Consider the following 25498-nt stretch of genomic DNA (forward strand, 5'->3'; position numbering starts at 1 on the left):
CTACCACATTCGTTTGTGTACACCTTGGGTTTTATGGCCGCCAATCACGCCGCTGAATCTTTCTTCAACAACCGCCAACCACAGGACTAGGGTACGCATCAGGTTGCATAACAATAAAAAAGCAGGATGCAGCAATGACCGCCATGACACGCTGCCTGGACCGTCCTGGATTCATGCCCCGGCTGTCCGCCCACCATCTGCTGCGCCCGCGCCTGGCCGAGCCTTTGCTGGCGGCGCAGGCACGGGTCAGGTTGCTCTGCGCCCCCGGTGGCAGTGGCAAGAGCGCCTTGCTCGCCGAGTGCGCGTTGCAGGCACCGGCCGCTTGCCAGGTGTATTGGCTGCCGCTCAATGGCATCACCCTCAGCCCGCTGGAGTTGTGCCAGCGCCTGGCCCTGAACCTGGGCCTGCCGTTTACCGATGAAGCCACCTTGCTGCTCGACCTTGGTCGCTGGCAGGCCCCGGCTTGGCTGTTTCTCGACGATTTCTGCCGCCAGCCTGCGCCCGCACTGGACGCACTGCTCGACCGCCTGCTCAGCGCCGCCAGCCCGGCGTTGACCTGGTGGCTGGGCGCTCGCCGCCGGCCCATCTGCAACTGGCCGCGCCTGTTGCTCGATGACGAACTGCTGGAATGCAGCGGCAGCGAACTGGCCTTCAGCGCTGCAGACATCCAGGCGCTGGCGCCGGGGCACGAGGTCGACCGCATCCTGCAGTTCAGCGGCGGCTGGTGCGCGGGCGTGCGGATCGCCCTGCTCGGCGACGGGCACCCGGACAAAACCCTGCTCGACTACCTGCAACACGAACTGTTCAGCAGCTTGCCGGCGGAACTGGCCGAGGCCTGGCGCGTGCTTGCCCATCTGCCGCGTTTCAACCCCGGCTTGTGCGAGCACCTGTTCGGCGCCGGCGACGGTGATCAGTACCTGCGCGACTTGCAGGCCCTCGGCGCCTTTATCCAGCCGTGGGAAGACGCCGCCGACTGGCTGCAGGTGTTCCCGCCGCTCGCACAACTGCTGCGCGACGAGCCCTGGCCGGCCAAGCGCTCCTGGCATCGGCGTGCCTGCCAATGGTTCACCGCCGAGGGGGATTGGCAGGCGGCGTTCGAGCAGGCGTTGCTGGCGGAGGAATATGAGATCGCGGTCAGCCTGTTGCAGCACTTCAGTTTCGAGGACCTGTTCCGCCAGCAAAACGCCGTGCTGCTGTTGCGCCTGCACGAGCAGCATGGCGATGAGCTGATGCTCGGTTCGGCGCAACTGGTGGGGTTGGTCACGGCGGCCTTGTTGTTCGCCGGGCGCTTCGAACAGGCGGCGTTGTGCATCGATCAACTGGCGCGTTTCGCGCCGCAACCCAGCGCGGCGCAACAGTGCTATCTGCTGGCGCGCTGGCAGGCGCAATGGGGCTGGTTGCTGCATTTGCGTGGCGATGCCGAGCGTTCCCGCGAACATTTTCTTGAAGCGCTGCAAGCTTTGCCCGACAGCGCTTGGACCTCGCGCCTGATGTGCTTGTCGGGGTTGACCCAGCAAGCCTTGCTGCGCGGCGAACTGGAAGTGGCGCAAGCCTTGAGCCGCGAAGCGTTGTGCCTGGCCCGTGCCCACGGGTCATTGGTGTTGGAGGCGTTGCTGGAGTTGGACCACGCTCAATTGCTGGAACAGCGCGGCGCGCCGTACCGGGCGCAGAGCCTGTTGGAAAATGTCCAGGCGATGTTGCTCAAGCAGCGTCTCAAGGCCGGGCCGCTGGTCGGGCGCATCGCCTTGCGCCGTGGGCACCTGGCCTTGCGTCAAGGCCAGGATGCGCTGGCCGCCGAGTGTTTCGATGCCGGCTTGAAGATGTGCCTGCACAGCCAGGACAAGCGCGTGCTCTATGGTTTTCTCGGCCTGGCGTTGCTGGCGGCCAACCGTGGCGATTACGCCCAGGCCTTTGTGCAACTGCGCGAGGCCGAGCGGCTGATGCAGCAGCGTCAGGTGCCGGATTCGGTGTATCGCGCGGTGTTGCTGTTGGTCAGTGGGCACTTCTGGTTGCAACAGGGCCGGGCCGAGTTGACGCTGGAAGCGGTGCGGCGGGTGCTGCGTCACTTCCGCGGGCCACAGGCCAAGCAGGCACCGCCGGCGACGTTGGAGTTGATACCGCGCCTGGAATACCTGCTGGTGCTGGCCGAAGTGAAACTGGGTTGTGCCGAGCAACCGTTGGAGCGCTTGCGCGCCTTGCTGGCGACTATCCAGCAGCGCGGCATGTTGTGCCTGGAAACCGAACTGCACCTGGTGCTCGGCGAGGTGGCCTGGCAACTCGGCGACTCGACCCTGGCGCGACGGTCGTTGCAGGCCGGGTTGGAGCTGGCCGCACGTTGCCAGGTGCAGCAGGCCATTCGTGAGCTGCGTTTGCGCTCGCCCGGGTTGTTGAGTGAGGTGGGGCTTGAAGCGCAGGTGTCGCCCGCCGGTGCGGCGGACAATCCCCTGAGCCAGCGCGAACTGGAAGTGCTGCAATTGATCGCCCTGGGTAGCTCCAACCTGGAAATCGCCGACCGTTTGTTTATCTCCCTGCACACGGTCAAGACCCATGCACGGCGCATCCACAGCAAGCTTGGCGTGGAGCGGCGCACGCAAGCGGTGGCCAAGGCGAAGACGTTGGGCCTGATGGTCTAGGCGCTGAACGCCTGGCGGTATTCGCCGGGCGTGGCGCCCATGGCCTGGCGGAAGCGATGGGTGAAGTGGCTGGCGCTGGAAAAACCGCACATCAGGGCGATCTCACCCAGGGGCAGGGCGCTGCTGCGCAGCAGTGCCTGGGCGCGGGTCAAGCGCCGCGCCAGCAGGTATTGGTGCGGCGGCAGGCCGAAGCTTTGGCGGAACATCCGCGCGAAGTGGTATTCCGACAGCGCGCACAGCCCGGCGAGTTGCCCGAGGCTGATGGGGTCTTCCAGGTGCTGATCGATGTAGTCCACCAATAGCCTGCGCTGGTACGCCGCCAGCCCGCCTTTCAAGCGCAACCCATCGCGTGCGCCGACCTGGCTGAGCAGGGTGTGGCTGAGCATTTCGTGGGCCAGGCTGCTGGTCAGCAGGCGTTCGGCCGGTTCGTGCCAGTTGAGGGCGATCAACTGGTGGAAGCGCCGGGCCTGGCTGGCATCTTCCAGGAAGGTGCTTTCGCGCAGTTGCAACGCGCGCGGTTCGCGGTCGAGCAGGGTGACGCAGCCCAGGGCAAATTGCTCCGGGCTGAAATACACGTGGGCCAGGCGGATCTCGCCGTTGATCACCCAGGCCGACTGATGCTCGGCCGGCAGGATGCACAGCTTGTCGGGCCCGCCCTTGGTGCCCGGCTGGTCGCGGCGAAACGTGCCGGTGCCGCCGCCGACGTAGCAGGACAAGGTGTGATGGCTCGGCGCCTGATAATCCTGGGAATCGTGATGGTTGCTCCACAAGGCCGCAGACAAGCCGTCACCGAGCTCGGCGCAGGCTTCGAGGCGTGCGTTGGGCGAGCGGTTAAGGGCTTGGAAGACTTGCAGGGATTGCAGATCAGGCATGGCGAGCACTCTGTGGACGCCTTGCATCCTACTCTGCGCTGATGACGCTGTGATCCCACCGCCCGACAAAAGCGCAAGAATCTGCAAGCGGTTTGCTCGGGGCGGGGGCGACACTGGGGCTCAATCGATGGAGCCTGTCATGAACCTTTTCCTGTACTTACTCACCGTGCTGATCTGGGGCACCACCTGGATCGCCCTTAAATGGCAACTGGGCGTGGTGGCGATCCCGGTGTCCATCGTCTATCGCTTCGGTCTCGCGGCGCTGGTGCTGTTTGCGTTGTTGCTGCTCAGCCGCCGGTTGCAGGTGATGAACCGGCGCGGGCATCTGATCTGCCTGGCCCAGGGCTTGTGCCTGTTCTGCGTGAACTTCATGTGCTTCCTGACGGCCAGCCAGTGGATTCCCAGCGGGCTGGTGGCCGTGGTGTTTTCCACGGCGACCTTGTGGAACGCGCTGAACGCCCGGGTGTTTTTCGGCCAGCGCGTGGCGCGCAATGTGTTGATGGGCGGCGGCCTGGGTCTGCTGGGGTTGGGCTTTCTGTTCTGGCCGGAGCTGGTCGGGCACACCGCCAGCCCGCAGACCCTGCTTGGCCTGGGCTTGGCGCTGCTCGGGACGATGTGTTTCTCGGCGGGTAACATGCTGTCGAGCCTGCAACAGAAAGCCGGGCTCAAGCCGCTGACCACCAATGCCTGGGGCATGGCCTATGGTTCGGCGATGTTGGCGACCTATTGCGCGGTGCGCGGGATTCCGTTCGAGATGGACTGGAGCGCGCGGTATATCGGCGCATTGTGGTACCTGGTGATCCCGGGCTCGGTGATCGGGTTTACCGCGTACCTGACCCTGGTCGGACGCATGGGGCCGGAGCGGGCGGCGTACTGCACGGTGCTGTTCCCGGTGGTGGCGTTGAATGTGTCGGCGTTTGCCGAGGGCTATCAATGGACCGGGGCGGCGCTGGTGGGGTTGGTGCTGGTGATGTTGGGGAATGTGTTGGTGTTCAGAAAACCCAAGCCCGTTACCCCCATCCTCAAGGCGCAGCAAATCTGATGTGGGGCTTGTGTGGGAGCGGGCTTGCTCGCGAAGGCGGTGGGTCAGTCAACGAATTTAGCGACTGACACTGCGCCTTCGCGAGCAAGCCCGCTCCCACATTTGACCGAGTTGACCGGGTTATTTGAGACCGAGGCGCTTGGCCATGCGCCCCAGGTTGGCGCGGTCCAACCCCAGCTCACGGGCCGCACTGGCCCAGTTGTGCTGGTGACGCTCCAGGCAGGCGCTGATGATCTGGCGTTGAAAGTGCTCGGTGGCCTGGCGCAGGTCGCCCGTGACCACGGGGATCACGTCGTCTGGGGCTTCGATGGCCGGCGCGCTGACGTCAGGCAAGTCCAGGTCCTGGGCGCTCAGGCTGAGAATCTTCGGCCGCTCGCGGCAGTTGCCCAGGGCTTTGAGCGCGCTGCGGCCGATCAAGTGTTCCAACTCTCGCACATTGCCCGGCCAGTTATAGGCCAGCAGCGCCGCCTGGGCATCGCTGCTCAGGCGCAGGCTGCCCAGGCCCATGCGAGAGCGGTTCTGCTCCAGGAAGAAACCCGCCAGCAGCAACACATCGCGCCCGCGCTCGCGCAGGGCCGGGACTTGCAGCGGGTACACGCTGAGGCGGTGGTAGAAGTCGGCGCGGTAGCGGCCGTTGCGCACTTCTTCGGCGAGGTCGCGGTTGGTGGCGGCGATCAGGCGCACGTCGACCTGATGTTCCTTGTCCGAGCCCAGTCGCTGCAACTGGCCGCTTTGCAGCACGCGCAGCAGTTTGGCCTGCACGCTCAGGGACAGTTCGCCGACTTCATCGAGGAACAGCGTGCCGCCGTTGGCCAGTTCGAACTTGCCGCGTCGCTCATTCAGCGCGCCGGTAAAGGCGCCGCGCACATGGCCGAACAGCTCGCTTTCCACCAGGGTTTCCGGCAGGGCGGCGCAGTTGAGGCTGATCAGCGGTTTGTCGGCACGGGCTGACGCAGCATGGATCGCCTGGGCCACCAACTCCTTGCCCACCCCGGTTTCGCCGGTGATCAGAACGGTGAGGTCGCTGCCGCCCACCAGCTTGATCTCTTCCACCAGGCGTTTGTGGGGTTTGCTCTGGCCGATCATTTCCTTGTGCTGCTGGCCGCTGGCCTCGCGATAGATTTCGGCGCGCAGGGTCAGGCGTTCGATACGTTCGGCGACGTTGACGGTCGCGGCCGCGAGGCTGGCGAAGGCTTGCAGGGCGTCGAGTTCGACCCGTTCGAAACGCTCGGTGTCGAGGGCGTCCAGGGTCAGCAGGCCCCATGGCCTGTCGTCGACAAACAGCGGGCAGCCCATGCAGTCGTGGACTTCCAGCTGCCCGTGTATGCCAGCGACGAGACCGTCGTAGGGGTCGGGCAATTCGCTGTCGCTGTCAAAGCGCGTCGGGCCGGGGCTGGCGAGCAATACGGCGAAGCGCGGGTGTTCACTGACCTTGAAGCGCCGCCCGAGGGTATCGGGGCTCAAGCCATCCACCGCCAGTGGTACCAGCCATTCACCGTCCAGGCGCAACAACGCGGCGGCATCACACGGCAGCAGGGCACGCATGGCTTGCAACAGGCGGCGGTAGCGCTCGCCTTCGGGCAGTTCACGGGACAGGTCGGCGACCAGGGGCAGCAGGGTGGTGAGCAGCGATTGTGCAGTCATAATGACTCCTTGTAGTCCTTATGACTATAAAGTGTAGGAAGTCATACTGACTACATATTATTCAACTCATTGAAATATAAGGATTTATAAGTTGGCACGAATACTGAGTAGGTAAAGGCAATCAGTAAAAAGACCCAGGAGTCTGCCATGCTTAGTGCCCAAGACCGTGCCATCGTCAAATCCACTGTGCCCCTGCTGGAAAGCGGTGGCGAAGCGCTGATCACCCATTTCTACCGCATGATGCTCTCCGAGTACCCTGAGGTGCGCCCGCTGTTCAACCAGGCTCACCAAGCCAGTGGCGACCAGCCGCGCGCCCTGGCCAACGGCGTGCTGATGTATGCGCGACACATTGACCAGTTGGACCAGCTGGGTGACCTGGTGGCGAAGATCATCAACAAGCACGTGGCCTTGCAGATCCTGCCGGAGCATTACCCGATCGTGGGGGCCTGCCTGCTGCGGGCGATTTCCGAAGTGCTGGGCAGCGAGATCGCCACCCCTGAAGTGATGAATGCCTGGGGCGCGGCCTACGGCCAACTGGCGGATATTCTGATCGGTGCCGAAAGCGCCATCTACGCTGAAAAGGCCCAGGCCCCCGGCGGTTGGCGCGGTGCGCGGGCGTTCACGCTGGTCAAGCGTGTGGAAGAAAGCGCCGAGATCACGTCCTTCTACTTTGCACCTGTGGATAACGGCCCGATCCTCGCGGCTGCGCCCGGCCAGTACATCGGTATGAAGCTGGTGCTGGACGGCGAAGAAGTGCGCCGCAACTATTCTCTGTCGGCCCTGAGCGATGCCGGCCAGTACCGCATCAGCGTCAAGCGCGAAGCCGGTGGGCGAGTGTCCAACTACCTGCATGATCAACTGCAGGTTGGCGCGACCATCGACCTGTTCCCGCCGGCGGGCGAGTTCACCTTGGTGGCCAGTGATAAACCGCTGGTGCTGATCAGCGGCGGGGTGGGTATCACACCGACCCTGCCAATGCTCGAAGCCGCGCTGGCGACCGAGCGCCCGGTGCACTTTATCCACTGCGCGCGCAATGGCGGGGTGCATGCGTTCCGCGATTGGGTGGATGCCCTGGCGGCCAAGCACCCGCAACTCAAGCGCTTCTATTGCTACGCCGAGGATGACGGGGTGAGCCCGGCGGCAGACAAGGTGGGCTTGTTGAGCCAGGCGCAACTGGCGGCGTGGTTGCCCGAGCAGCGTGATGTGGATGCGTATTTCCTCGGGCCCAAGGGCTTCATGGCGGCGGTCAAGCGTCACCTCAAGGCGTTGGGGGTTCCAGAGAAACAAAGCCGGTATGAGTTCTTCGGTCCGGCTGCGGCATTGGAGTAACACACTGTCCGAATTGTGGGAGCGGGCAAGCCTGCTCCCACATGGGGTCGCTATTGCGACTGATTAATCTCCTGTTAACCCCTTTCTGTTTAAACCTCTCTCTGTGTGTAAACTTGCGGCCATTGGCATGACCAGACAAAGGGAAACAGAGATGAGTGACGAATTGCGTTTAGGCAGGGAGCGGCGCTTTCTGGTGTTGCTGGGCATCATCTGCCTGGCGCTGATCGGTGGTGCACTTTATATGCAGGTCGTGCTGGGCGAGGCGCCGTGCCCGCTGTGCATCCTGCAACGCTATGCGCTGCTGCTGATTGCGGTCTTCGCCTTCCTCGGCGCGGCCATGCGCCGCAAAGGCGCGGTGACGCTGTTCGAAGGCCTGGTGGTGCTCAGCGCCCTCGGCGGCGTGGCAGCAGCCGGCCATCATGTGTACACCCAGTTCTTCCCCCAGGTCAGTTGCGGCATCGATGTGCTGCAACCGATCGTCGACGACCTGCCCCTGGCCAAGGTGTTCCCCCTGGGCTTCCAGGTCGACGGTTTCTGCAGCACGCCGTATCCGCCGATACTGGGCCTGTCCCTGGCGCAATGGGCGCTGGTGGCGTTCGTGCTGACGGTGATCCTGGTGCCGCTGGGTATTTACCGTAACCGCCAACGCCGCACCTGAGTGTTGACTGAAACGCCCCGGTCCTCCTTGAGGGAAGTCCGGGGCGTTTTTGTTTGTAGGGTTTTGTGAACAGAGCGTGACGCGGGACAATTCCGGGTGCGCGCAGCGTGCGACATGTTGTCACACGGAAGCTGCCGCAGGACGTTTCCGACTCGCTCATTGCCTCGTTAAATTTGCCTAAAACGCGCAAATTGTGCTGTCAGTTCGTGGTTTGGACGAGGCGGCGCAGCTCACGCCGCCCGTGCCTTTGAGTGATGTCCGAATGCCTTGTTTTCTGGGGGGTTGGGTACGTTTAACGTGCCCTTACACTGGGTAAGGGCTGTGACGCTTTGTGCAATAACACGGCAATTTTTGTGGTTTTTGTTGAGAATCGAACACGATAAGATCGCGAACCTTTGCGGTTTTGGTGAAGGATTGTTGCTGTAATCGATAAAAATTATTTCTTTATAAGACATGGTTTATACATCGCTAGCTAACTACAATCGCCCGCACTGAATGTCCGGTGCTGTTCAATATTTGAGCACTGGAGCGGTCGAGGGGCAGATGGATGGCTCTGTGCGACCCCAAGGTTCCGGCAGCCTTTCAACTATCCGCACCAAATGGAATTGGTCTGTAACAAGGCCTTTAACCACGAAATCGAATAAGAACTCACCGCAGGTCCGCGAAACGCGCCGTTAAATGGCGTGATGGGCAGGCTCTTATTCAATCGAAGAGAAATGCCAACCCTTGGCAGGGTGAAGTGTTGGCGATCAAAACCCAACTGCATTGCGCAAGCTGCTTTAGAGGTCGTGAGATGAGTAAAAACAGGTACCCCCGATTACTAGGCTTTTTGCCGCTGCTTGGCATGATGTTAATGCTGGGAGGCTGCAAGTGGACCTTGCTCGACCCGAAAGGACAGGTCGGCCTGGATGAACGAAACCTGATCATCACCGCTACCCTGCTGATGCTGCTGGTCGTGGTCCCTGTGATCATCATGACCTTCGCGTTCGCCTGGAAATATCGCGCGTCGAACACCAGCGCGACCTACGCGCCGAAGTGGTCGCACTCCACCAAGATCGAAATCGCGGTGTGGCTGGTCCCGATCCTCATCATCATTGCCCTGGGTTATGTGACCTACAAGTCCACCCACGCTCTGGACCCGTACCGTCCGCTGGAATCCGACGTCAAGCCGATCAACATCGAAGTCGTCGCGCTGGACTGGAAGTGGCTGTTCATCTACCCAGACCTGGGTATCGCCACTGTTAACCAGATCCGCTTCCCGGAACACACTCCGCTGAACTTCAAGATCACCTCCGACGCCGTGATGAACTCGTTCTTCATCCCAGCCCTGGGCGGCCAGATCTACGCGATGGCAGGCATGCAGACCAAGCTGCACCTGATCGCCAACCAGAAAGCTGAAATGGAAGGCATCTCCGCCAACTACAGCGGCGCTGGCTTCACCGGCATGAAATTCAAAGCGATCTCGACAAGCCAGGAAGAATTCGACGCCTGGGTAGCCGAAGTCAAGGCCGCACCTAAACAGCTTGATCAAGCTGAATACGACGCCCTGGCCAAACCAAGCCAGAACAACCCAGTCGCCCTGTACTCCACGTACGAGCCGAACCTGTTTCAGAAAATCGTCGACAAGTACGAAGGTATGAAGCCAGGCAAGCCGGTCAAGCACGAGAAGAAAGAAGTGGCCGCGGTTGAAGGTTCTGACACGGGCTCGCATTCAACTGCTGGGGCAGAGGAGTAAACGATGTTTGGTAAATTAAGTTGGGATGCGATCCCGTTCCACGAGCCGATTGTGATGATTACCATCGCCATGATCGCGCTGGGTGGTCTGGCACTGTTCGCGGCAATCACTTATTTCAAGAAGTGGACCTACCTGTGGACCGAGTGGCTGACTTCGGTTGACCACAAGAAAATCGGCGTCATGTACATCATCGTGGCCATGGTCATGCTGCTGCGTGGTTTTGCCGACGCCATCATGATGCGTACCCAGTTGGCCATGGCCACCGAGGGTTCGCCTGGCTACCTGCCACCTGAACACTATGACCAGATCTTCACCGCCCACGGTGTGATCATGATCATCTTCATGGCGATGCCATTCTTCACCGGCCTGATGAACCTTGCAGTGCCGCTGCAGATCGGCGCGCGTGACGTTGCCTACCCGTTCCTGAACTCCCTGAGCTTCTGGCTGCTGGTTTCCGGCGTGGTGCTGATCAACGTATCCCTGGGCGTCGGCGAATTCGCCAAGACCGGTTGGGTTGCGTATCCGCCGCTGTCGGGCATTCAGTACAGCCCTGGCGTGGGTGTGGACTACTACATCTGGGCCCTACAGTTATCAGGACTCGGGACGACGCTGACGGGGGTCAACTTCCTGGCCACCGTGCTGAAAATGCGCGCCCCTGGCATGAAACTGATGGACATGCCGATCTTCACCTGGACCTGCACCTGGGCCAACGTCCTGATCGTGGCTTCGTTCCCGATCCTGGCCGCCACCATGGCGCTGCTGTCGCTTGACCGTTACCTGGATTTCCACATTTTCACCAATGAACTTGGTGGCAATCCAATGATGTACGTGAACCTGTTCTGGGCATGGGGTCACCCTGAGGTGTACATCCTGATCCTGCCAGCGTTCGGTATCTTCTCCGAAGTGATCTCGACCTTTACCGGCAAGCGCCTGTTCGGTCACCACTCGATGGTTTACGCATCGGGCGCAATCTCTGTACTGGGCTTCATGGTTTGGCTGCACCACTTCTTCACCATGGGTTCGGGGGCCAGCGTCAACGCCTTCTTCGGCCTGGCGACGATGCTGATTTCCATCCCGACGGGGGTGAAGCTATTCAACTGGCTGTTCACCATCTACCACGGTCGTCTGCGCATGACCAGCCAGGTCCTGTGGACCCTGGGCTTCATGGTGACCTTCGCCATCGGCGGCATGACTGGCGTACTGCTGGCCATCCCGGGTGCTGACTTCGTCCTGCACAACAGCCTGTTCGTGATCGCGCACTTCCATAACGTGATCATCGGTGGTGCGGTATTCGGTTACATCGCTGGCTTCAGCTTCTACTTCCCGAAAGCGTTCGGCTTCAAGCTGCACGAAGGCTGGGGCAAGGCTGCATTCTGGTTCTGGATCTCGGGCTTCTTCGTCGCGTTCATGCCGCTCTACGCGCTGGGCTTCATGGGCATGACCCGTCGTCTGAACGCCACTACCAACCCTGAGTGGGTGCCGTACCTGTACGTCGCCATGTTCGGTGCGGTGATGATCGCTGTGGGTATCGCCTGCCAGCTGATCCAGTTGTACGTGAGTATCCGTGATCGCAAGCAGAACATGTGCGAGTCCGGCGACCCATGGAATGGCCACACCCTGGAATGGTCGACTTCGTCGCCACCACCGTTCTACAACTTCGCCGTGATCCCGACTGCGAACACCATTGATGCGTTCACCGAAGCCAAGGAAGACGGTACTGCGTACCAGAAACCGGCCAAATATGAACCGATCCACATGCCAAGCAACACCGCCACTGGCGTGGTGATGGGTGCGCTGTTGACCGTGTTCGGTTTCGCGATGATCTGGCACATCTGGTGGCTGGCAATCGTGAGCCTGGTTGGCACTATCGGTTACTTCATCGTTCACGCAGCCCGTGACGATCAAGGCTACATGGTGCCGGTCGAAGAGATCGAACGCATCGAAGCCGAGCAGCACGCTCGCCTGGTAGCCGAGAAGAAAATCCCGGCCAACCGTGTTGAAACCTCGTTGGAACAGGCTTAAACCATGTCGAACTTAGTGACCAATGCTGGACACGCCCATGTCGATGACCATGGGCACGATGACCATCACCACGACTCGGGGCCGATGACCGTTTTCGGTTTCTGGCTCTACCTGATGACCGACTGCATCTTGTTTGCGTCGATCTTCGCGGTGTACGCGGTACTGGTAAACAACACTGCCGGTGGCCCGTCGGGCCACGACATCTTCGAACTGCCCTACGTGCTCGGCGAAACCGCCTTGCTGTTGTTCAGTTCGATCACCTACGGCTTCGCCATGTTGGCCTTCTACAAGGGCAACAAGAAAGGCGTACTGAGCTGGTTGGCACTGACCTTCCTGTTCGGCCTGGGCTTCATCGGCATGGAGATCAACGAGTTCCACCTGCTGATCTCCGAAGGTTACGGCCCGCACCGTTCCGGCTTCCTGTCCGCGTTCTTCACGCTGGTAGGCACCCACGGTCTGCACGTATCCGCCGGCCTGCTGTGGATGGCGGTGATGATGTATCAGGTCAATAAACACGGCCTGACCAACACCAACAAGACTCGCCTGAGCTGCCTGAGCCTGTTCTGGCACTTCCTGGACGTGGTCTGGATCTGCGTATTCACCGTTGTCTACCTGATGGGGACTCTGTAATGGCTAATGCACACTCCCATGACAGCCACGATGCAAGCCACGGCAGCGTCAAGTCGTACGCTATCGGCTTCATCCTGTCGGTCATCCTGACCCTGATCCCGTTCGGCCTGGTGATGTACCCGACCCTGCCGAAATCGATCACCTTGATGATCGTGTTGGCATTCGCGGTAATCCAGGTTCTGGTTCACCTGGTGTACTTCCTGCACCTGGACCGTTCCGAGGCCCAGCGTGAGAACGTGATTGCGTTCGTGTTCGCAGGCCTGGTGATCGTTCTGCTGGTTGGTCTGTCGCTGTGGATCATGTTCAGCATCCACACCTACATGATGGCGAAGTGAGGTAAGACCCGATGTCGCTTAAGCACTTTATCCAAATCACCAAACCGGGGATCATTTTCGGTAACGTGCTTTCTGTGGCGGGCGGTTTCTTCCTGGCCTCCAAGGGACATGTCGATCTGGCCATCTTCCTGGCTGCGATGATCGGTACGTCCCTGGTGGTGGCTTCCGGTTGCGTGTTCAACAACTGCATCGACCGTGACATCGACATCAAGATGGAGCGCACCAAGAATCGCGTGCTGGTCCAGGGCCTCATCTCCCTGAAGCTGGCACTGATCTATGCGACCGTCCTCGGTGTTGCCGGTGTGGCGTTGTTGTACAAGGTGGCCAACCCGCTGGCGGCGCTGTTCGCCGTGATCGGTTTTGTCATCTACGTCGGCCTCTACAGCCTGTACCTCAAGCGCAAGTCGGTGCACGGCACGCTGGTGGGCAGTCTGTCGGGGGCGATGCCGCCGGTGATTGGTTATGTGGCTGTGACCAATAGCTTCGACATGGCCGCGCTGACGCTACTGGTGATGTTCAGCCTGTGGCAGATGCCGCACTCCTACGCCATTGCGATTTTCCGCTTCAATGACTACCTGGCTGCGTCGATTCCGGTTCTGCCGGTCAAGCGTGGCATCCAGGTGGCCAAGAAACACATCCTGCTCTACATCCTGGCCTTCCTCGTGGCGACCTTGATGTTGACCTTCAGTGGCTATGCCGGCATGAGCTACCTTGCCGTCGCCGCCGCCATGGGCATGTACTGGTTGTACATGGCCTGGACCGGCTACAAGGCGGTGGATGACACCGTCTGGGCGCGCAAGCTGTTCGTGTTCTCGATCTTCACCATCACCGCGCTCAGCGTGATGATGTCCCTGGATTTCCAAGTGCCGAAAGAGCTTCTGCTGACCTACGCTCACTGAGTGGTCGCGCAGTGAAAGAGCCCCGCCTTCGAGAGAAGCGCGGGGCTTTTTCTTGGGCGGGCGGTTAAATCGGACTAGGCTTTTCTCGTCTTACCCTCAAGTACGAGCTGTGCGAATCCATCCCCCGCCTTACAAGGAGTTGTCACATGGTCAGCGTTAGTCGTCGGTCCCTTCTCGCCGTGGGCGCAGCCCTGCCGCTGTTAGGGCGTCTGGACTGGGCGGTAGCGGCCCCGAAGCCGGCAAAGTCTGACAAGGTGCGGCTCAACTACAACGAAAGCCCCTACGGCCCCTCGGGCGCTGCGCGTGAGGCGATGCAGCGCGGCATCGCCAGCGCCGGGTTGTACCCCTACGGCCACATGTACGCACTGGCCGGGCTGTTCGCCCAGCAGCAAGGGCTTGCCGAGGACCAGGTGGCGGTGTTTTCCGGCTCCATGGCCGCGCTGCGGTTTGCGGTCCTGGCGTTTACCAGTGAAACCCGCGGGCTGGTGATGGCCACGCCGTCCTATGAAGTCCCGCGCCAGGCGGCCGAATCGCGCAAGGCGCCGGTGAAAGAGGTCGACCTCAACGCCGAACACGCCCACGACGTGCCCGCCATGCTCGCCGCCGCCCCCCAGGCCGGCATGCTCTACCTGTGCAACCCCAACAACCCCACCGGCACCATGACTCCCACCGAGGCGATCCGCCACGCACTGGCGAACAAACCCAAGGGCAGCGTGCTGGTGGTGGACGAGGCTTACATCGACTTTTCCGACGCTCCCAGCGTGATCAGTTGGGTCAAGGAACACGATGACCTGCTGGTGCTGCGCACCTTCTCGAAAATCTACGGCATGGCCGGTGCCCGCGTCGGCCTGGCGGTGGGGCACCCGAAGTTGCTGGAACAACTGGCGGTGTTCGGCGGCGACAATGTCCCGGCCGGTTCGGCGCTGCTCGGTGCCAAGGCCAGCCTGGAAGACATCAAGCTACTGCCCCAGCGCAAGGCGCTCAACGCACAACTGCGCGACGAGACCGTGGCATGGCTGAAGGGGCGTGGGTTTACCTGCACGGTGTCCCAGAGCAACTGCTTCATGATCGACGTGAAGCAGCCGGCCGAGCAGGTTATCGAGCGCCTGGCAGAGCAGGGTGTGTTGATCGGGCGGGTGTGGAAGAACTGGCCGCAGTGGGTGCGGGTGACGGTGGGGAACAAGCAGGATATGCAGCGCTTTCGTGAGGCGTTTGCGGCGCAGGATGTGCGGGCTGTCTGACCCTGGAGGAAACAGATGTGGGAGCGGGCTTGCTCCCACATTCAGTTCGGCGGTGTCGCTGGCGACGTGTTATTGCTGGACGATGCTGTAACCGTCAAACGCACGCTGCTGCTGCAACGCGGTGATCACACTCTTGCGGCTCAGCGGTTGCTCAGCGCCGGTGTTGTCCACGAAGCTTTCCACTTCCAACTCAGCCTCATCCCCTTCACCTACAAAGCTGAAGCCCAGGAATTCAAACGCCTCGCGGTCAACGTTCAGCTTCGAGCGCGGTGTGCGCAATGGCAGGGTGACGCTGATCCCATCCTTGCTGATCACAAACACTTCGGCTTCTTTTTTCGGGCGCGAGGCCTTGCTCTTGCCGGCGCTTGGGTTGCTGATGGCCTGGTGGCTCTGGTTCAGCACCTTCAACGCCAGGCCGTAGACCAACTCCTGGAACTCGGGGTCGTCCTTGAAGCTGGACAGGATGCGGCTGATGGAGAACTTGCTGCTCAGGTCTTCCAGGGCAATGTTGTCGGCGGCCTCGGCGTCCTTGAGTTGCTTGAGCTGGCCCATCAGGTCGTAGGCCTTGTCATCGTCGAAAGCGTCGTGAGCCTGGCGGATCGCCACGCGCAGTTCGCGGATCTGATCGCTTTCCTTGGAGGTGTGAAACGCGTCCAGCACCATTTCGCTGATGATCTTGGCCGCTGGCACATGCTGTGAAAGATTGATGGCGTTTTCGTATTCAGCTTTGGATTGCAAGGCGACTACGGATTCTTCGTGGTGGGAATCAGACATTGAAATTTCACTACTTCAGTAAACGGGAGACAAAAAAGCGTCGCGCATTTTCAAGGCGTGGGGGGATCAGGTCAAGGCAGCACATTGCCCCTGACCCATATCAAAACCCCCTGCCCGCATATCCGTTACAACAACCCTGCCTGATGAACCTATAAAAACGACCACTGACCTGCGCCAAGGGGACCTCCCCACGCCAGGTGATTAAAGGACTAACACGATGGCGCTTTCTCTTGCACGCCTGGCCATGCTGGGGGCGACGCTGAGCGTGGCGCTTCCCCTGCACGCCAGCGCCCCCGACACCCCACTGATCGAGCATGGCAAGTACGTCGCGCAACTGGGCGACTGCATCGCTTGCCACACTGCCAAGCAAGGCCAAGTGATGGCGGGCGGGCTGGAGCTGAGCACGCCGATGGGCACGATCTTTTCCAGCAATATCACGCCCGACCGTGACACCGGCATCGGCAACTACACCTACGAGCAATTCGACCGGGTCATGCGCGAAGGTGTCACGCCCAGCGGTATGAACCTGTACCCGGCTATGCCATATCCGTCCTACGCCAAGATGAGCGAAGACGATATGCGCGCCTTGTACGCCTACCTGATGCAAGACGTAGCGCCTGTGCAGCAAGCCAACCGTGAAGCCGACATGGGTTTCCCGTTCAACCAGCGCTGGGGCCTGGCGCTGTGGAATTTCGCCTTTCTCGACAAGCGGCCCTTCCAGCCGGACCCGGCGCGGGATGCACAGCTCAACCGCGGCGCCTACCTCGTCCAGGGCCTGGGCCATTGCGGTTCCTGCCACACGCCGCGTGGCATCGCCTTCCAGGAAAAAGCCCTGAGTGATGAAGGCCGCAGTGGCCAGCATTACCTGGCTGGCGAAACCGTAGAGCATTGGCGCGCCCTGAGCCTGCGCAACCTGTGGACCGTGGAAGACACCGTGCAATTGCTCAAGACCGGGCAAAACCGCTTCGCCACGGTCGCCGGCAACATGGCCGATGTGATCCACCACAGCACTCAGCATTTCAGCGATGACGACCTCACGGCCATCGCCCGCTACCTCAAGTCCCTGCCACCGGGCAAAGACGATTTGCCAATGCCGTCCGTGGCCCAGGCACCCGCTGCGCCGCCGGCGGATCTGTTCACCAGCCGGGGCGGCCTGGGTTACATGCAGTTCTGCAGCGACTGCCATCGCAGCGACGGCGCCGGTGTCAAAGGCCTGTTCCCGCCGCTGGCGGGCAATCCGGGCATTGCCTCCAGCAACCCGACGTCACTGCTGCACATCACCCTGACGGGTTGGGAAACCGCGCAAACGGCCGCTCACCCACGGGTCTACACCATGCCCGGTTTCGCCCGCCTGGCCGATCAGGAAATCGCCGAGATCCTCAGCTTTGTGCGCACGAGCTGGGGCAATGGGGGCACGCCCATCAGCGCGGCGCAGGTCAAAACGCTGCGTGACCAGCTCAACCCGGTGACCACCGATTCAACGGCATTTGAAACCCCGCGCCTGGCCGACCTGCTCGCCGCGCCCAACGCCGACCAAGTGGTGCGCGGCATGCGCCTGCATCTGCAAACCAAGGCATTGTTGCCGGACAACGTCGGCAACGCGCTCAATTGCACCAGTTGCCATCTCAACGCCGGTACCGTGGCGGACGGTTCGCCCTTTGTCGGCGTGTCGGCATTCTTCCCCAGCTACGCGCCGCGTGCGGGCAAGGTGGTGAGCCTGGAAGAACGCATCAACGGCTGTTTCCGTCGCTCGATGAACGGCAAGCCGTTGCCGCCGCAATCGGCAGATATGCAAGCGATGGTCGCCTACTTCGACTGGATGAAAAATAACACCGGCCCCGCAGACAAAGTCGCCGGGCGCGGCGTGGGCAAGGTCGACCCGGCGATCAAGCCGGACCTGCTCAATGGTCAAGCGGTCTACGCCAAGCAATGTGCGGTGTGCCATGGTGACAACGGCCAGGGCCTGGCGCGCGCCGACGGCGAACTGATCTACCCGCCGCTGTGGGGCGAGCAATCGTTCAATATCGGCGCCGGCATGGCCCGCACCTATACGGCGGCGGCATTCGTCAAACGCAACATGCCAATAGGCTTTCACGAGAAATTTCCGCTAGGGCAGGGTGGTTTGTCCGACCAGGACGCGGTGGATGTCGCGGCGTTTTTCTCGGGGCAACCGCGCCCGGACTTCCCGGACAAGGTCAAGGATTGGCCCAATGGCGGCAAGCCCGCCGATGCACGTTATTGATGGGCTGAAAACGGGGAGCCGCCGGGCTCCCCGCGCAGGCGCCTAGGGGTAGGTGACCGCTCCCACCGAGCAGCTTTGCTTGTTGCTTTCATAACTGTTGGCCCGCACCGTCCACGTGCCGCCCTGGGTGGTGCCCAGCCAGATGGCGATGGTGGTGATCAGCGTCGCGTCATGGACGTGCTTGTCCTGGCGCCAGCAGACTTTCAGTTCGGTCATGGTTCCGTCTTTCGTGAATTTTTCCTGGCAATAGCTGGCCATGGTTGGGTTCTCCCTGAGTGGATGGCGGTACAACGCTTAATGACCCGTGGCGCTTGGGATGCTGATCACCCCGAGCAACACCGGTATGTCGATGTCGGTGGAATCAAGCTCAATATCGAACTGGTCCGAGCCCGCGCTCGTCACCGCGCCGGCCTGCACCGAGAACGGGCCGATGCGGCTCACATTGCTGGCCAATTGCTGGGCCGATTGCAGGGTGCTGGCGCGCAGTTTCAGGCACGGGCGAAAGCCCAGCACTGCCTTGAGCGGCAGCAGGCCAAGCGGGCCGTCGAGCGCCAGAAAGGGCGGTGCGCCAGCGGGCAATGGGTAACGGGTGGCGTCGAAGAAGCTCGGGTCGAGCCACTCGGCGGGGCTCAGGCTGAAGGTGCCGAAGGCCTGCATCGACACGCTCAAGCTCAGCGTCGTGGTGTCTTCCAGGGCGGCGAGGCTGGCCGTATCCACTTGGATAAAGGCAGGCGCGCTTTCCGGCACGTTGACGCTGACGGCATCGAGCACTGCCACGGGTGCAACGCGTGCTTGCCACTGTGCAAACGTGGCGCTCCAGTTTTCCAGGGCATAGCCGGGATACAGGTACTGAGGAGCGCCCGCCGCCAGTTGCACCCACATGTTGGTCGCGACCTTCTCCGGCTGCATGGCCAGCCAGCATTGATTGAGTGCCGCGCAAATCTCGGGGACGCTCGGCCCCAGCGTTGCCATCAGGTGTTGATGGGTCTGGGACAGCGGTGTGCTGTTCAGTTGTTGGGCCTGCAAGGGATTGGGCGGCGTCGAGGTGCTCACCAGTTGCCGATACCGATCAAAGTCGACCGGGCTGGCGTTTACGTTCGCCAGAGATGCCGGTTGTGCGGCTTCCAGCAAGTAGCTGAGGTAAATCCAGTAAGCGGTGAACACACCGCTGTGGATCGAATAAGTCCCCGTGGGCACGGGAATGCCATTGCCCAACTGGTAGATGCTGGCGTTGCATATGGCCGGAATCGGGCTACCCAGGTCGGTGTAGGTGTTGAGCGCGGTAATCGAAAACACTTCGCCGGGTGCTACTTGGGCCAGGTTGGCCAAGGTTTGGTCGTATAGCTGCCAAAGCGTTGGGTCTGCCACGCGCGATGCTCCTGTGCCATGAAGCCGGGAGCCGCGAAGGCCCCCGGCCGGGCTGTCACTGGCCCAGTTGTTGGCTGACCACACCCAACAGAATCGGCAGGCTGCTGTGGATCGGACCGATGGTCACGGTGGCCGAGGCGTCATCCCAACGGATGTCTTGTTTGCTGCCATAGGCGGACGTGGTCGCCGACCCGATGCGGAACGGGCCGATGCCGATGGACGCGGTGGCCTGGGATTGCCAGCTGCTTTTCACGTTGCTGTAGTCGCTGGCCTTCATTTTCAGTTTCACCGTTGGCTCAAAGCCGACCACCAGTTGCGTCGGCACGGCCGCCAGGGAGCCGTTTTCGCCGAAGAAGGCCGGCGAGCCCGGTTTGAGTTTGTTCTGGAAGGTGTTCACCAGTGAACCGTTATCCCACCAGGCGCCCGGAGCGATGATAAAGCTGCCCAGACCAGTGAAGTCGACGGTCAGCGAGAAGTCGCTGCTTGAGGTGTCGATGCTGGTTTTCTGGCCACTGGCGGAACCGCTGGCGGTGAAGTTGAAAAAATCACCGAACAGGCTGGCATTCGCCGAAGCACTCCAGCCGGATTGGCTGAAACTGTAACTGGCGGTGCTGGAGCTGACCGAGATCGAGGCCCCGACCTGCCCGGCGACGCTGGCGGCTTGCCAGGCTGCATACGCGGTGGAAAATCCTTGCAGGGTGTAGGACGGAGCAAAGGACGATACCAACGCACTGGCTGGTGGTGGAGTGGTGCCACCGACGACCACCGGCTGTGAACCCGGCGCTGCGATCGACCCGGAGGTCACGGCCATGTTGAACGGGTTTTGCGCGGTGAGGCTCTGCGCACCGTTGATCCCGACCTTGCTGCGTGCTTGCTGCAACGGCACATACCCGGCGCCATACGCCTGCACCATCAACGAATCGAGGGCGTTGGCGGCGCCAATCAGGTTGTTGTTGGCGGTGACGTAGCTTGGGTAGCTTTGTACGACCCACGTCGAGAACGGCACAAACGGTGGAGAGTTGATGGCTTTGTAGTTGACGTACTGCTGGATCGCCTGGGTGGTGACGTTGTTGAACGCGGTTTGCGCGGTGTTCAACGCCGACGTGGCAAGGTTCACCTGGCTGGCCAGGTTCGGGTTGGGGATCGCGCCCAGGTCGATGCAGTCCAGAAACACCGCGTAGCTGGTCAGCAGGCCGCCGGCCGGCGAGTACGACGGGCTGTTGGCGGGCACCACATCGCCCAGGCCGTGGATGTAGTAATTGACGATCGTCGGGTCGACGTTGCCCAGGTCGACGTTCAGCGTGGTGGAACCTGCGCTGAAGCGCTGACCGCCGCCCAGCCCACCGCTCAATGCTTGATTTTGTACAGCCCCCATCCATTTTGCCCACAGGTCCAGCGTATCAACGTTAGCCATGACATTAAGCTCCAAATCGGTTGAGTAAACCGAGCACCGGGCAACCGCCGCGGTCTCCGAAGGCCATCAATACAAAAGGTGAAGGGCACTGATAGCCGGAGGCCATATTCGTCATCGCGGGCGTTCGAGGCACTGTGCCGGATGCTGATTTACGTGTTCCGCAATGCTGATTTTCGGATCGGTACAAGTACCGATGCTCGCCGTCAGACCAGGCCTTCGCGTAGCGCATAACGGGTCAGTTGGGCGATGCCTTTGACGTTGAGCTTGCTCATGATGTGCTCGCGGTGGGTGCTCACGGTCTTGCTGCTGATGTGCATGCGTTCGGCAATCACCCGCGTGGTGCAGCCTTCCACCAGCAACTGCAGGATCTGTTTTTCGCGCGGGCTCAAGGGGGCTCCGGCGACCCCGGTGCGTTGGCTGGGGTGTTGATGGGCGACCATCTCGGTGGCCACCTCCGGTGACAGGTAGATGCGCCCGCCGGCCACACTGCGCAAGGCCTTGAGCAGTTCTTCGGCGGCGCAGTCCTTGAGCAGGTAACCGCAGGCTCCCGACTCCAGCGCCAGGGCAATCTTGCGCAGTTCACCATGGGCGGAAACGCACAGACAACGTACCGCGGGGTAGGCCTGGCGGGCGCGAAGCAACGTGTCGATACCGTTGAGCAGCGGCATCTCCATATCCAGCACCACCAACTCGGGGCGCAGCAGGTCAATCTGCGACAACGCCTGCAGGCCATTTTCTGCCTGGCCGACGACGTGCATGTCCGCCTCGGCGGCGAGCAAGGCGGCCAGGCCCTGGCGAAACAGTTGGTGATCGTCAACCAGCAGCACCCGCAATGGGGCACCGCTCACGGCGCAGGTACCCTGAAACGCCGATGATGTGCTGGGGCCACTGGGATCACCACACGGGCGCATGTGCCAAAGCCAGGGCGCGAGTCGATCATTAGCCTGGCACCGACCGCTTCCAGGCGTTGGCGGATGCTCGCCAAGCCGCGGGAAGGGTCTATCAGCGTCGGGTCAAAGCCACGGCCACAATCGGCCAGCACCACTTCAACGCAGCGCTGAAGGCACGAAGAACTCAGGAACGCCTGGCTCGCCTCGCTGTGTTTGCGCAGGTTGGCCAGCAACTCCTGGACGGCACGCAACACGGCGGCCATCAGCGGTGGCGCAAGCGGCAGGCGTGGCCCCTGAAGGTTGAGCAGAATCGATGGCGAACCGGTGAAGCGCTGGTGCATTTCGCGCACGCTGGTACGCAGCGCATCATCCAGGCGCAAGCCGCCCGCGGGGGGGCGCACGAGGCCGTCGATCACTTGGCGCAGTTGTTGGCTCACGTCACGAATCAGGCGCCGTATGTCCTCGATCATCGGTCGGATATGGGCGCTGCCCTCGTGGCGATTCAACTCCGCCAGGCGCAGTTGCGCCCATGCCAGGGTTTGCAGCGGTTGGTCGTGCAGTTCGTGGGAAATGCGTCGGCGCTCTTGTTCAAGCGGCGACAGTTCAAGCACAGGCGTTGCTGGCGAGGCGTGCGGGGCAAAGGTCTGTGGCCCGGCACGCAGGGTTTTTTGACGTGACATTCCTTGTCTCCGTGATAGATCGGGATAGTGCGTCACAAAAAGGGCGGTGCTGAAGGTTGCTGTGTCACTTGCCCGATGTTCCTTGCAAAGGGGGATGAATCACAACATTGGAGTCCAGCCGCGTGCAGCGCAATACTGCCGATGGCGTAGGTTTTACGCGGGCATGGCGGTCTAGAGCGGGTGTTGCAGGCAGTAGAGGACCAGTTGCGCCATGCGCTGGATGCCGAGTTTACGGTAGAGGTTTTCCCGGTGTTTGCGCACGGTGAGGTCACTGATGCCCAGGTTTTTTGCAATTTGCTTGCTGGTTTGCCCGGCGGCGATGTATTCGGCAATTTCCCGTTCACGGCGTGTCAACGGTGGTGCAAGGGCCAGCCGCCGACGGCCGGGGTGGAATTCCCATTCGACGGCAAAGGTGGCGAGTTGAACCGCAGACTTGAGCCCGGTTTTCGCCAGGATATTGCTGCGGTGTTTACGCGCGGTCAGTGGGCTGATGGCCAGGTGCAGGGCTACCGCCTGGCAATCCATGCCCATGCTGATCAATCGCAATACCGCTTGTTCGCGGGCCGTCAGGGCACCCGTATTCAAGGCCCGCTCCGGTTCCATATGGGGATGACTGCGCAAAATGTGACCCTGGAGTTCTCTGCTGAGAACAACGGTATAGCACTTTGACAGCAGTTCGGAGGGGCGACCCGCTCAGAGGTGACGCAATCAGACCAACTGCGCCAGGCAGCGCTGCAAAATATCCAGGCCTTCCTCCAGCACCGCAGGCTCGATCGTCAGCGGTGCGAGCAAGCGGATGATGTGCCGCGACTTGCCGCTGGGCATCAGCAGCAAGCCTGAATCCCGCGCCAGACCGAGCAATTGCGTGAGTTGCTGGGGCGCCGGGGTGCCGTCGGCGTGGGCCAACTCGATGCCGCGCATGGCGCCGACGCCGGTCAGGCGGCCGAGGTAGGGCGACAGGCCTTGTGCACGCCAGGCGTTGTAGCGGCTGACGATGGCTTCTTCCTGCTGCGCGCCCCACGTGTTCAAGTGCGCATCGCTCATCGCATCCAGCGTGGCCAACGCTGCTGCGCAGGCAATCGGGTTGCCGGAATAGGTGCCGCCCAATCCGCCTTTGGGCAGGTTGTCGAGCAGCGCCTTGCGCCCGACCACCGCACCCAGCGGTACGCCACCGGCGATGCTTTTGCCCAGCAGGATCAGGTCCGGCTCAATACCCAGGCGCGAAAAGGCGAAGCGCTGGCCGGTGCGGCCGAAGCCGGACTGGATTTCATCGGCGATCAGCAGGATGTTCTTTTCATCGCAAAACTGCCGCAAGGCTTGGGCGAACTCACTGTCCAGGGCCAGGAAACCGCCTTCGCCCTGCACCGGCTCGATGATGAAGCAGGCCACGTCGTTGACGTCGATTTCCACGCTGAACAGGCGGTCCATGGCCTTCAAGGCCTCGGCGCAGGACACGTCGTTATCGGGGCTTGGATAAGGCAAGTGGTACACAGGGCCGGGTAGTACGCCGACCTTTTGCTTGTAGGGCGCTACCTTGCCATTGAGGTTGAGCGTGGCCAGGGTACGGCCGTGGAACGCGCCGTCAAACGCGATCACCGCCGTGCGGCCAGTGGCGCCGCGCACGATCTTCAAGGCGTTTTCCGCAGCTTCCGCGCCACTGTTGGTGAGCATGCCGCTGACCGGGTAATCCACTGGGATAAACGCGCTCAGACGCGTCATCAGTTCAATGTAGGGCGCGTGGGGCGCGGCGTTGAACGCGTAGTGGGTCAACTTTGTCGCCTGTTCGCGAATCGCTGCGACCACACCGGGGTGGCAATGGCCGAGGTTGAGTACGCCGATGCCGCCGACAAAATCGATATACCGTTTGCCCGTGGTGTCCCAGACCTCGGCGTTCCTGCCGTGGCTGAGGCTGATGGGGTGAACGATGGAAATCGACTGGCTGATGGTTTCGCGGCTCATGAATCTGGGACTCGGCAATGGAGGGCACCTTTTTATCTAAGCCGTGCGCCGGGCCTTGTCGCAAACGAAATAAAGTCGCCGGGTCATTATTAAAATTCGGGATGTGCCGTGGCGAGGGCGCTTGCTGCCGCGGGGCGTGCAGCCGTCCCTATCCAGTTGGAGCACGTTGCTTTGCTACCTCGACTATCCAGCTGAGAAAGGCCTTTACCTTGGGAATCTCCCCGGCATGTTCGGCGTGGGCGATAAAGTGCGCGCCAGCGCTGGGCATCGCGTACTGCCACGCAATCATCAAACTGCCATTGGCCAGCTCTTCGGCCACCAAATACTGTGGCACCAGCGCTACGCCGTAGCCCGACTGCGCAGCACGGATGCACATGTAGAAGGTGTCGAAACGCGGCCCGTGGTAGCTGTTCTGCGAGTGCAGGCCCTGTTCCAGGAACCATTCGTGCCAGGCCTCCGGGCGCGAGGTGCATTGCAGCAAGGTATGGCGCGACGAGGCGTCGCTGCCCTCGGCGACGAACCCCGGTGCACACACCGGTACCACCGCTTCACGAAACAACTCGATGCAGGTCGCCCCCGGCCACGAGCCCTGGCCGAAGAAAAACGCGATGTCGGCCTTGGCCTGCAGCACATCGAAGGGTTCTAGTTCGTTGCGCACGTCAAGGTGGATATTGGGGTGGCGCGCCGCGAAGTCCTTGAGCTTGGGCACCAGCCAGCGGTCACCGAAGGTCGGTTGGGTGGCGATGCGCAGCACTTCGGTCTCGCCACCGTAGGTGAGGATGTAGCGGCTGGAAATGTCCACCTGCGTGAGGATCTTGCGCACTTCGGCCAGGTACAGCGAGCCCGCCGGCGACAGGTACAAGCGCTGGCGCACCCGTTCGAAGAGGTTGTGGCAGAGCATTTCCTCCAACTGCGCCACTTGCTTGCTCACGGCACTCTGGGTCAGGTGCAGCTCTTCGGCGGCGCGGGTGAAACTCAGGTGGCGGGCAGCGGCTTCGAAGCACTGCAGGGCGGTCATCGAGGGGGTCAAGCGTTTTGAAATCATGCAGTTCATTCCAAATCGGAAGGAGCCTTTGCCTAAAGGTCGTTTGTGGCAGCGGCGCAAAGCCGTTGATACTGCCCGCCAGCACT

Annotated in this window: 22 protein-coding genes; 11 read left to right on the forward strand and 11 right to left on the reverse strand. The window is 61.6% G+C overall.

Annotation, left to right across the window (positions count from 1 at the left end; all coding sequences use genetic code 11):
• Nucleotides 1-134 precede the first annotated feature (134 nt).
• Nucleotides 135-2633, forward strand: a complete 2499-nt coding sequence (locus LIY36_RS22950; RefSeq protein WP_226457271.1) for a LuxR C-terminal-related transcriptional regulator — start codon at nucleotides 135-137, stop codon at nucleotides 2631-2633.
• On the opposite strand, the gene LIY36_RS22955 is transcribed toward LIY36_RS22950, so the two are convergent.
• A complete protein-coding gene (locus LIY36_RS22955; RefSeq protein WP_226457272.1) occupies nucleotides 2630-3505 on the reverse strand; it encodes a helix-turn-helix domain-containing protein in 876 nt (291 codons plus the stop codon). The genes LIY36_RS22950 and LIY36_RS22955 overlap by 4 nt on opposite strands.
• Before the next feature lie 139 nt (nucleotides 3506-3644).
• Between LIY36_RS22955 and LIY36_RS22960 the strand changes: the two genes are divergently transcribed.
• The gene (locus LIY36_RS22960; protein WP_226457273.1) at nucleotides 3645-4547 is read left to right on the forward strand and encodes a DMT family transporter; all 903 of its coding nucleotides are present in this window, start codon (nucleotides 3645-3647) and stop codon (nucleotides 4545-4547) included.
• 120 nt (nucleotides 4548-4667) lie between these two features.
• Here LIY36_RS22960 and norR read toward each other — a convergent pair whose 3' ends face one another.
• On the reverse strand, nucleotides 4668-6191 hold the full coding sequence (gene norR / locus LIY36_RS22965; protein WP_226457274.1) for a nitric oxide reductase transcriptional regulator NorR: 1524 nt from the start codon (nucleotides 6189-6191) through the stop codon (nucleotides 4668-4670).
• A gap of 147 nt (nucleotides 6192-6338) precedes the next feature.
• Here norR and hmpA point away from each other — a divergent pair, with 147 nt between their 5' ends.
• From hmpA to ptaA, 8 genes are all read left to right on the forward strand, one after another.
• Nucleotides 6339-7520 (forward strand): NO-inducible flavohemoprotein, encoded by a 1182-nt coding sequence (gene hmpA / locus LIY36_RS22970; RefSeq protein ID WP_226457275.1) that lies wholly within the window; start codon nucleotides 6339-6341, stop codon nucleotides 7518-7520.
• Between the two features lie 151 nt (nucleotides 7521-7671).
• Entirely contained in the window at nucleotides 7672-8178 is a 507-nt protein-coding gene (locus LIY36_RS22975; RefSeq protein WP_192300582.1) for a disulfide bond formation protein B, read from the forward strand.
• 793 nt (nucleotides 8179-8971) lie between these two features.
• Nucleotides 8972-9913, forward strand: a complete 942-nt coding sequence (gene cyoA, locus LIY36_RS22980) for a ubiquinol oxidase subunit II (protein WP_192300581.1) — start codon at nucleotides 8972-8974, stop codon at nucleotides 9911-9913.
• Between the two features lie 3 nt (nucleotides 9914-9916).
• A complete protein-coding gene (cyoB, locus tag LIY36_RS22985) occupies nucleotides 9917-11935 on the forward strand; it encodes a cytochrome o ubiquinol oxidase subunit I (RefSeq protein WP_192300580.1) in 2019 nt (672 codons plus the stop codon).
• 3 nt (nucleotides 11936-11938) lie between these two features.
• Nucleotides 11939-12565 carry a cytochrome o ubiquinol oxidase subunit III gene (locus LIY36_RS22990; protein WP_060754365.1) on the forward strand — a complete coding sequence of 209 codons (627 nt, stop codon included), beginning with the start codon at nucleotides 11939-11941 and terminating at the stop codon, nucleotides 12563-12565.
• Nucleotides 12565-12900 (forward strand): cytochrome o ubiquinol oxidase subunit IV, encoded by a 336-nt coding sequence (gene cyoD / locus LIY36_RS22995; protein WP_003176003.1) that lies wholly within the window; start codon nucleotides 12565-12567, stop codon nucleotides 12898-12900. The genes LIY36_RS22990 and cyoD overlap by 1 nt, the downstream gene beginning before the upstream one ends.
• An 11-nt stretch (nucleotides 12901-12911) precedes the next feature.
• Nucleotides 12912-13799 carry a heme o synthase gene (cyoE, locus tag LIY36_RS23000; protein WP_003194050.1) on the forward strand — a complete coding sequence of 296 codons (888 nt, stop codon included), beginning with the start codon at nucleotides 12912-12914 and terminating at the stop codon, nucleotides 13797-13799.
• A gap of 146 nt (nucleotides 13800-13945) precedes the next feature.
• Entirely contained in the window at nucleotides 13946-15040 is a 1095-nt protein-coding gene (ptaA, locus tag LIY36_RS23005; RefSeq protein WP_226457276.1) for a pyoverdine biosynthesis transaminase PtaA, read from the forward strand.
• A gap of 69 nt (nucleotides 15041-15109) precedes the next feature.
• Here the strand turns inward: ptaA and LIY36_RS23010 are convergent, their stop codons facing one another.
• Nucleotides 15110-15814 carry a hypothetical protein gene (locus tag LIY36_RS23010; RefSeq protein WP_192300578.1) on the reverse strand — a complete coding sequence of 235 codons (705 nt, stop codon included), beginning with the start codon at nucleotides 15812-15814 and terminating at the stop codon, nucleotides 15110-15112.
• A gap of 217 nt (nucleotides 15815-16031) precedes the next feature.
• On the opposite strand from LIY36_RS23010, the gene LIY36_RS23015 reads away from it, so the two are divergent.
• Nucleotides 16032-18056 carry a c-type cytochrome gene (locus tag LIY36_RS23015; protein WP_226457277.1) on the forward strand — a complete coding sequence of 675 codons (2025 nt, stop codon included), beginning with the start codon at nucleotides 16032-16034 and terminating at the stop codon, nucleotides 18054-18056.
• A gap of 42 nt (nucleotides 18057-18098) precedes the next feature.
• Here the strand turns inward: LIY36_RS23015 and LIY36_RS23020 are convergent, their stop codons facing one another.
• The 8 genes from LIY36_RS23020 to LIY36_RS23055 all read right to left on the reverse strand — a co-directional run bounded on the left by LIY36_RS23020 (nucleotide 18099) and on the right by LIY36_RS23055 (nucleotide 25412).
• On the reverse strand, nucleotides 18099-18272 hold the full coding sequence (locus LIY36_RS23020) for a hypothetical protein (RefSeq protein ID WP_225595684.1): 174 nt from the start codon (nucleotides 18270-18272) through the stop codon (nucleotides 18099-18101).
• A 78-nt stretch (nucleotides 18273-18350) separates the two neighbouring features.
• Nucleotides 18351-19424, reverse strand: coding sequence for a hypothetical protein (locus LIY36_RS23025; protein ID WP_226457278.1), 1074 nt, complete (start codon nucleotides 19422-19424; stop codon nucleotides 18351-18353).
• Between the two features lie 55 nt (nucleotides 19425-19479).
• Nucleotides 19480-20838 carry a hypothetical protein gene (locus LIY36_RS23030; protein WP_226457279.1) on the reverse strand — a complete coding sequence of 453 codons (1359 nt, stop codon included), beginning with the start codon at nucleotides 20836-20838 and terminating at the stop codon, nucleotides 19480-19482.
• Between the two features lie 203 nt (nucleotides 20839-21041).
• A complete protein-coding gene (locus tag LIY36_RS23035; RefSeq protein WP_226457280.1) occupies nucleotides 21042-21686 on the reverse strand; it encodes a response regulator in 645 nt (214 codons plus the stop codon).
• Complete coding sequence (locus tag LIY36_RS23040; protein WP_226457281.1) at nucleotides 21683-22408, reverse strand: sensor histidine kinase; 726 nt, start codon at nucleotides 22406-22408, stop codon at nucleotides 21683-21685. The genes LIY36_RS23035 and LIY36_RS23040 overlap by 4 nt, the downstream gene beginning before the upstream one ends.
• A gap of 171 nt (nucleotides 22409-22579) precedes the next feature.
• Nucleotides 22580-22993 carry a helix-turn-helix transcriptional regulator gene (locus LIY36_RS23045; RefSeq protein WP_192300571.1) on the reverse strand — a complete coding sequence of 138 codons (414 nt, stop codon included), beginning with the start codon at nucleotides 22991-22993 and terminating at the stop codon, nucleotides 22580-22582.
• Between the two features lie 123 nt (nucleotides 22994-23116).
• A complete protein-coding gene (locus LIY36_RS23050) occupies nucleotides 23117-24367 on the reverse strand; it encodes a 2-aminoadipate transaminase (RefSeq protein ID WP_226457282.1) in 1251 nt (416 codons plus the stop codon).
• Nucleotides 24368-24515: 148 nt separating this feature from the next.
• A complete protein-coding gene (locus tag LIY36_RS23055) occupies nucleotides 24516-25412 on the reverse strand; it encodes a LysR substrate-binding domain-containing protein (RefSeq protein WP_226457283.1) in 897 nt (298 codons plus the stop codon).
• Nucleotides 25413-25498 lie beyond the last annotated feature (86 nt).

It is taken from the genome of Pseudomonas sp. AF03-9 (assembly GCF_020515815.1).
Lineage (GTDB): Bacteria > Pseudomonadota > Gammaproteobacteria > Pseudomonadales > Pseudomonadaceae > Aquipseudomonas.